This is a genomic window from Flavobacterium sp., from assembly GCF_035456225.1.
GTDB lineage: Bacteria > Bacteroidota > Bacteroidia > Flavobacteriales > Flavobacteriaceae > Flavobacterium.
This window is the reverse complement of the sequence record NZ_DATIDM010000044.1, coordinates 1-6,980: the sequence shown is the minus strand read 5'-3', so window position 1 is coordinate 6,980 and position 6,980 is coordinate 1. Positions and strand designations below refer to the sequence as shown.

General features: G+C 34.3%; 7 protein-coding genes. 3 read left to right on the top strand and 4 right to left on the bottom strand.

All coding sequences use genetic code 11. The annotated features are described in order from the left end of the window. Positions 1–130: 130 nt before the first annotated feature. The 3 genes from VLB74_RS02555 to pelF are packed head-to-tail and all read right to left on the bottom strand — an operon-like array spanning position 131 to position 4,091. Positions 131–940, bottom strand: coding sequence for an endo alpha-1,4 polygalactosaminidase (locus VLB74_RS02555; protein ID WP_325201903.1), 810 nt, complete (start codon positions 938–940; stop codon positions 131–133). Next, positions 927–2,543, bottom strand: a complete 1,617-nt coding sequence (locus VLB74_RS02550; protein WP_325201902.1) for a hypothetical protein — start codon at positions 2,541–2,543, stop codon at positions 927–929. The genes VLB74_RS02555 and VLB74_RS02550 overlap by 14 nt, the downstream gene beginning before the upstream one ends. Before the next feature lie 15 nt (positions 2,544–2,558). Then, a complete protein-coding gene (gene pelF / locus VLB74_RS02545; RefSeq protein WP_325201901.1) occupies positions 2,559–4,091 on the bottom strand; it encodes a GT4 family glycosyltransferase PelF in 1,533 nt (510 codons plus the stop codon). A gap of 365 nt (positions 4,092–4,456) precedes the next feature. Here pelF and VLB74_RS02540 point away from each other — a divergent pair, with 365 nt between their 5' ends. The 3 genes from VLB74_RS02540 (at position 4,457) to VLB74_RS02530 (ending at position 6,534) form a co-directional block, all read left to right on the top strand. Then, positions 4,457–4,825 carry a hypothetical protein gene (locus VLB74_RS02540; RefSeq protein ID WP_325201900.1) on the top strand — a complete coding sequence of 123 codons (369 nt, stop codon included), beginning with the start codon at positions 4,457–4,459 and terminating at the stop codon, positions 4,823–4,825. A 185-nt stretch (positions 4,826–5,010) separates the two neighbouring features. After that, positions 5,011–5,286 carry a DUF3817 domain-containing protein gene (locus VLB74_RS02535; protein WP_325201899.1) on the top strand — a complete coding sequence of 92 codons (276 nt, stop codon included), beginning with the start codon at positions 5,011–5,013 and terminating at the stop codon, positions 5,284–5,286. A gap of 9 nt (positions 5,287–5,295) precedes the next feature. Then, entirely contained in the window at positions 5,296–6,534 is a 1,239-nt protein-coding gene (locus VLB74_RS02530; protein WP_325201898.1) for a mechanosensitive ion channel family protein, read from the top strand. Here VLB74_RS02530 and VLB74_RS02525 read toward each other — a convergent pair. Further along, the gene (locus VLB74_RS02525; protein WP_325201897.1) at positions 6,531–6,905 is read right to left on the bottom strand and encodes an acyl-CoA thioesterase; all 375 of its coding nucleotides are present in this window, start codon (positions 6,903–6,905) and stop codon (positions 6,531–6,533) included. The genes VLB74_RS02530 and VLB74_RS02525 overlap by 4 nt on opposite strands. Positions 6,906–6,980 lie beyond the last annotated feature (75 nt).

The following is a 6,980-nucleotide window of genomic DNA, read 5'->3' as shown; positions in this document are numbered from 1 at the left end:
ATAAAGTCGAAATAATTTACTGATTTGTCATAAGATATGAATTTTCTGTTCAGGTAAAACAAAAACAATATCATGAGACATAGCCTCACAAAACCTGTTATTATAGCGCCTGAAATGATCATATATTGTTCTATTTTATGAAGCTTGGAATTCCCTGAAGATCTATTGTCCCGATGAAATACAAGAATTTTGTTTTCAAAACCCGCTTCTGGATATCTTTATAAAGCGCTTCAGAATTTGCATATTCGACCAGAATTATCGGAAACTTGTATTTCTTATGTAATAGATTGAGCTTTTTGATATACGCCTCGTAATCGTTCTTTTCCCTGAGCTTGTAATTATTATCTTCAAAGGTGTAATTGCTGGCTACAGACTCTACGACAACACCGTTCACAAAATTGTGTGTATCGTCCAGAAGTTCAATTCCGGCATTTTGAAGGATAAAATGCTGTGGGTATTTATTTTTTAATTTTTCTATGAAAGCCACTATTTCTGCTTTCTGATCTTTTTGGGGGCCGAATGATGTATAGTTGTCTATATTGTCAAGAAATAAACCATCATAACCATCAGAAAGCATTTTGTCTATTTCGGAAAAAAGCACTTGTGAAGTCGAGTCGGATTTTAAATCCAAATAATAGCTGTCCCAGTTTTCATTTTTTCCTAAAGTAATGTTTTTTAGATTTTTAAAAAGATTTGATTGACTGTTTACTTCACCTAAACTAATATAGGCTAAAACTTTTCCGTTTAGGCTTTTTACTTTTTTAATGTCGGACGGATTGAAATTCTTCGATTCGAGAATTACATACTCAAATCCTTTTATCTCAATCGGATTAACATTACCGTAACAAAAAAAAACATTAGGTCTCTGATCAGTATTTGACCACACTTTAAATCCTATCAATGAAGGAAGTAAACAAAGAAATAGTTTAATATGCTGCATAATAATAATAGTCTAAATTTTTAAAAAACTCGATGTTGGCTTTCAGGGTTAATAGCATAAAAACCAATGAACCAATCAAAAGTCCAACAACACTGTATTCGTAAGAAACGAATCGGCTCAACAGAAAACCTGTAACTGCATTTGCGATGCAGGCAAAAACTATTGCTCTCAAAGGTTTTACAGGCTGACCCAGCGTAAAAAGGTACAATGTGTTAAGCATCCCCCAGGACAGAAAAAAATACCCCAACCCTCCTATTAAGCATACTCTGAAACTTACTTCCTGAAAAACTTCATTAAACTGTGCCTGATATCCCCAGGAAGAAGTTATTATGAAATAAATCAGGATAGCTATAAACAGAGCAGAAACCGCAAGAATCCCGATATGTTGCCAATACATTTTATAAAGTCCGCCATTATATTTATCCGGAACACTGTAAGAAGTGTTTTTTTGGCCGATGTCGATAAATTTTGAAAATGCAGCCAGACTGTATTCCAAAACGCCGGAAAGCAATAAGAAAAACAGTATGGCTACATCCATTCCCAATTCATAGTTTTTTTCAAAGTAAATTATGTATGGAACTGTACCGCTGACATCGGCAGACCATGCCAGAATGCGGTCAACGAAAATAAATATGTAAACAAGCAGGCCGTAAAAAAAGTAATGATAGTTCTGGTAGAGCATTACAGGTGTTTTTACTTCCATATTACAGTCTACTTGGCATTTATCAATTTTATTTTTAAAAAAATAGTTTATGTATGCCTTCGACGAAATTATAGCGATAGCTATTCCTATCCAATGAGTTAGGTAAATTGAGATTCCGGTATAATTTTTAAGCAAAACGGCAATTATGGTTGCTAAAAATATCGACAATGAGATGACCCATCGTTGTTTTATGGTATGTAGTGGAGCTATAACCAAAAGAAGCATTCCTACCAAAAAGGCATACATGAATAAAACGAAAAGCAGTTTAGAAGGATAAACGTGGAAAAAGAAATTGATAATAAAAATGCAGAGCAGGACCAATGAAACTGATTTCGCTCCCAATAAAATTAAAAAATCAATGGTTTTACGGGTCATGGTATAATCTTCATAATTCCAGTAAAATGATGCCTGATGCCCTATTACCTGAACAAAACCTCCGGTAGAAATCAGTCCAACAATTACTCCTAAAACCACGGCGGTAGACTGCATATGGTTGAAACCTACGTAAGTCCACAGTGAATATCCGAAAAAAATAATGGCCAAAATCTGAACAAAAACAGGCAACAAATGCAAAATTCCCAAAGGATAGTATTTTGCAAAAATTCTCATTTTTATCATCAGATATTCCGAAACCTGAAACGTTTTGGTTTCTTCATTTTTTTCCAGCTCTTTTTCTTTTTTGTTTTTAAGATTGATATAATCAGGGGCAGTCACCAACTGATTGAAAACCAAATCCGCTAAAGCACGAATGGATACCGAGCCAAAGTCATTCATGGTGTCTTTGTCCCTGATTCCCAAAGATTCAATAGTAGCTGCCACCACGCGATTGCTTACGGGTTTACCGATCTTATCCATGATGGCCTTTTTAAGGTTTTCTATATTTTGTAAATGACTTTTCATTATTGTTCTAAATAATTAGGAAGCCTCCATCGCTTTTTCATCTTCCATTTGAATGTAAATAGGCTGTGATGAATTTTTCATGATTTTCTCATAAGCTTCTTCGTATTCTTTTATAAATTTCCCGATGGTGAAGTTTTCAGTCACTTTTCTTCGTGCATTTATGCCCATTTGTTTGCGTAATTCGTCATTTTGCAGCAGTTTGATAACACAATTTCCTATGTCTTCATAATCTTTTGGTTTGCAGATAAATCCGCAATTTTCATCCAAAGCTTCTGTTACACCGCCAACATCAGTGGCTACAACCGGAATTCCGCAACTCATTGATTCTAAAACCGTATACGGAAATCCTTCTGAAATTGAAGTAAGAATCGAAATATCGCCTTCACAGAACAATTGGTGTGGTTTGCTGTGGTATCCGGCCAGTTTGAAATTGTCACGCAGTTCCAATTCGTCAATCAGTTCTTCACATTCTTTAGTATATTCAGGAACGGCATTATTATCCCCATAAACCAAAAACTGTACGTTTGGAATTTGCTTTTTGACTACATGACAGGATTTTATCATAGTGATGATGTCTTTCAAGTCAAAAATACGGGCGGCCGCCACCACTGTTGGAATACCTTTTAGTGCCTCTGGTTTGGGTGCGGGAATAAAAAGATTGTGATCTATTCCATTGTATATCACATCGATAACATCCGGATTAGCCCCGTACAATTTCTCCCAGATCATATTGAACTTATTAACCGAAAGTATCATATCAGCCTTATAGTACACTAATTCGGTTATGCTTTCTGAAAATTTGATAAGCATTTTTTTAAGAAAATAAGAGTATTCGGAAGAATTTATAGCCAATAGTCTTTCGCGTATGAATACCCCATGTTCTGTAGCAATCATTGGTGTATTGTACTTGTATTTTAAGACCAATGCCGGAATCACCGGAAAACCGGAAATGGTTAAATGCGAAATATCTGCCTTTGGAACATCTATGGAAAGCGGAATCAGAAATCGGTAAATCCATCGCATTCCGAATGTCAAATCGTTCAATGTGGCTTCTTCTTTTGTGTTTTTGCTTAATTCAACAACCAAATCACAAAAAGACCTCCATACAATCATACTCTGCATGGTTTTCTTGTAATCATGATGCTGAAAAAATTGCCACATTTTAAAGATAATATCGTCAAAATCTTCAGCTTTTCGTGTATCGGAATAAATATTGGTTATCATTCGCCTGAATGAAGGGATGAATTCTTCTTTAATTATTTTTTCGTTCAGATCTTCTTTTTCGTCAACAATCGTAAAAAAATGTTTACCGTAATTAATCATCTCCTGTGGCTCAAGAGGTGACCAAAGCGGAACCTGAACAATTTGTTTTACATTTTCACTTAAAACATAGCGGGGATTGCTCTCATATTGAGCATTAATGGAGTATAAAATGAAGTTGGCGTTTTTTATATCATTACAAAGCATGTGTGACCATGTTGAAACACCGCCACCATTATAAGGATAAGTTCCTTCCAAGATCAAAAGGACATCGTACTTTTTGTTCATATCAAAAACTGTTTATTTTTTTGGCGATAAAAAAATACCGCTCAAAAAACGAATCATTAAAACCTTTGGGATGTTTTTGAAACGCAAAACAGCTTGTGGTTGACTGCTATAAAATGTCGTAACGTATTGATTAATACAAATTTATATTAAACATTTTGCATACGTAAGCCATGGCATGTTAAATTAGTCAAATACAAAAAAATATCGATGAAATGCATTAACTGTTAGATTATGAGCTAATTGCGGTCGCATTCTTTGTGAAAGATCAGATTGTGAAAATAAATGAGTTTTTTTTATTTAAAAAAGAGAATAAAGTTTAATTTTGCAATCCGAATTTTGAGTTCTTAACTAATCAATACATTACCGTGGAAAATCCAACTGCACAAAAATTAATCAATAAAATACAGCTAGATTTATTCAAAAATGGATTTAATGCTGCAACATTGATCACAGATTTAAAAAAATTAAGAGAATATGCTCTTGAAGAACAAAATCCTGTGTTAGTTAAAGCTATCCGTTTAGCTTATGAACACATTGAAAGCAATAACGGCTTTTTTATTGCTATTCCTGATGATGAACCAATCGAAGGATTTGACGGTACTTCTACCAATGTAACAGAAGAAGCTACAAATATTGAAAGTTTGGAATATTTGATTTCACTTTTCTCTGATTTGAAAAACAAAAACAATATTGCTGATTTAAGAGAGTACAACAAATCTTTCCTGGCTTATTAATAAAAAAAGAATTAACTTTTACATCATATTGAAACTACGCTTTATGCGTAGTTTTTTTATAAGTTTTAGTTAAAATTGGATTTTTCTTTAATTTCTGCGCTACATTTGATCTGTTTTATGACAAAACCTCAAAGTTTAAAACTTTAAGTGGTTTGTAAGTATTTAATTTTCAATCGTTTATTTATATGACACGTATTTTTAAAATCGTTGCTTTACTGGAAGGACTTTCTCTTTTAGTATTATTCAGTAATATGCTTTTCCTGAAACCAACAAACTTCGATTTGTACAAAACCCTTCTCTTCCCTGTCGGAATGACCCACGGATTACTTTTTGTAGGTTACGTTGTTTTGGCTACAATGTTTAAAATGGAAGAAAACTGGCCAATGAAAAAATACCTTCAGGTTTGTATTGCATCGGTAATTCCGTTCGGAACTTTTTACGTTGAGAAAAAAATACTGTAATTTTAAAGCATGAAAATCTTTAATTGGGCCTATAAAATCCTTAAATCATGGGATTTTAGTGATAATGTAGCCGATTATATCAACTTAGCGGTTAATATAGTCGTACTGGTTATTATTGCTTATATTATAGATTATATCTTTAAAAAGATTTTGATAATTCTGATGGCCATTGTAGCCGAAAGAACAAAATCCACTTTCGATGATTTTCTGGTTGCCAATAAGACAGCTAAATACGTTGCGCACCTTTTTACCTTGTTTTTTGTTTATAAAACGGTTCCCATTATTTTAAAGGAATTTACGTATTGGGAAGGCTTTTTTACAAAAGGGGTTAAATTTTACATTATACTGCTTTCACTTTGGATTATCCGAAGTATTTTTCATTCCTTGAAAGACTATCTTAAAGAGAAGCCAAACTTCAAAGATAAACCTATCGACAGTTATATTCAGGTAATCATGATTGCCCTTTGGATTTATGGAATAGTTTATTTTATCCTGCTGCTATTTGATATGGAATTTAAGGCCTTATTAACCGCTTTCGGAGCGATTTCGGCCTTAATTATCTTGATTTTCCGTGATACTATTTTAGGCTTTGTAGCCAGTATTCAGGTGACTGTGAATGACATGGTTCGTATCGGCGACTGGATTACCATGGAAAAATACGGAGCCGATGGTGATGTTGTAGAAATCAATCTGGCGACGGTAAAAGTCCAAAATTTTGATAATACAATTACCACGATTCCAACTTATTTTCTGATTTCCGATTCCTTTAAAAACTGGAGAGGAATGCTGAATTCTGACGGAAGACGTTTAAAGCGTTCCATCCTTTTAAAATCCAGCAGTATTCGTTTTCTGAATGAAGAAGAAATTGAAAACCTTAAAAAAATTGAATTGCTTACGGCTTACCTCAATAAGCGCCAGTCTGATATCGATTTGTACAATAAAAACCATAATATCGATAAGTCTCTTCTTATAAACGGACGAAACCTGACGAATTTTGGGGTTTTCAGAAAGTACATAGATCGTTACATTGCAAACCACCCTGGAATCAATAAAGAAATGCTTTTTATGTGCCGACAGTTACAGCCGACACAAAACGGAATGCCATTGGAGATTTACGCATTCGTTAATGATAAACGATTGGTGGAATACGAACACATCATGGCTGATATTTTCGATCATATTTTAGCGTCTGTCCGTTATTTCGAAATGGAAATCAATGAAACCGGTGCTATTAAGATAGAATACTAACCAAGTTCTTCCACACTCGTTTTTCCGTGAATCGCTGGTTGACCGAAACTGTCCAGATTTACCATCGTAATCGCATCTACAGTAATAATCACGGCTTTTGTCATGACGTTTCGTACTTCACAACGCATCGTGATGGATGTTTTTCCGAATTTTACAATGTCCAACCCGATTTCAATAATATCACCCTGGCGTGCTGAACTCGTAAAATTGATTTCCGACATGAATTTGGTTACAATACGGTTGTTTTTTAAGATCATGATGGAATATAATGCGGCTTCGTCATCAATCCATGACAATAGCTTTCCTCCAAATAAGGTTCCGTTGGCATTCAAATCTTCCGGTCGTACCCATTTCCTGGTTTGGTAATTCATAAGTTTTGTTTTTGTAAGGTCAAAGTTATAATATCCAAATGGTCAAATGCTAATGTTGGCAAGTTTTTTACTGAA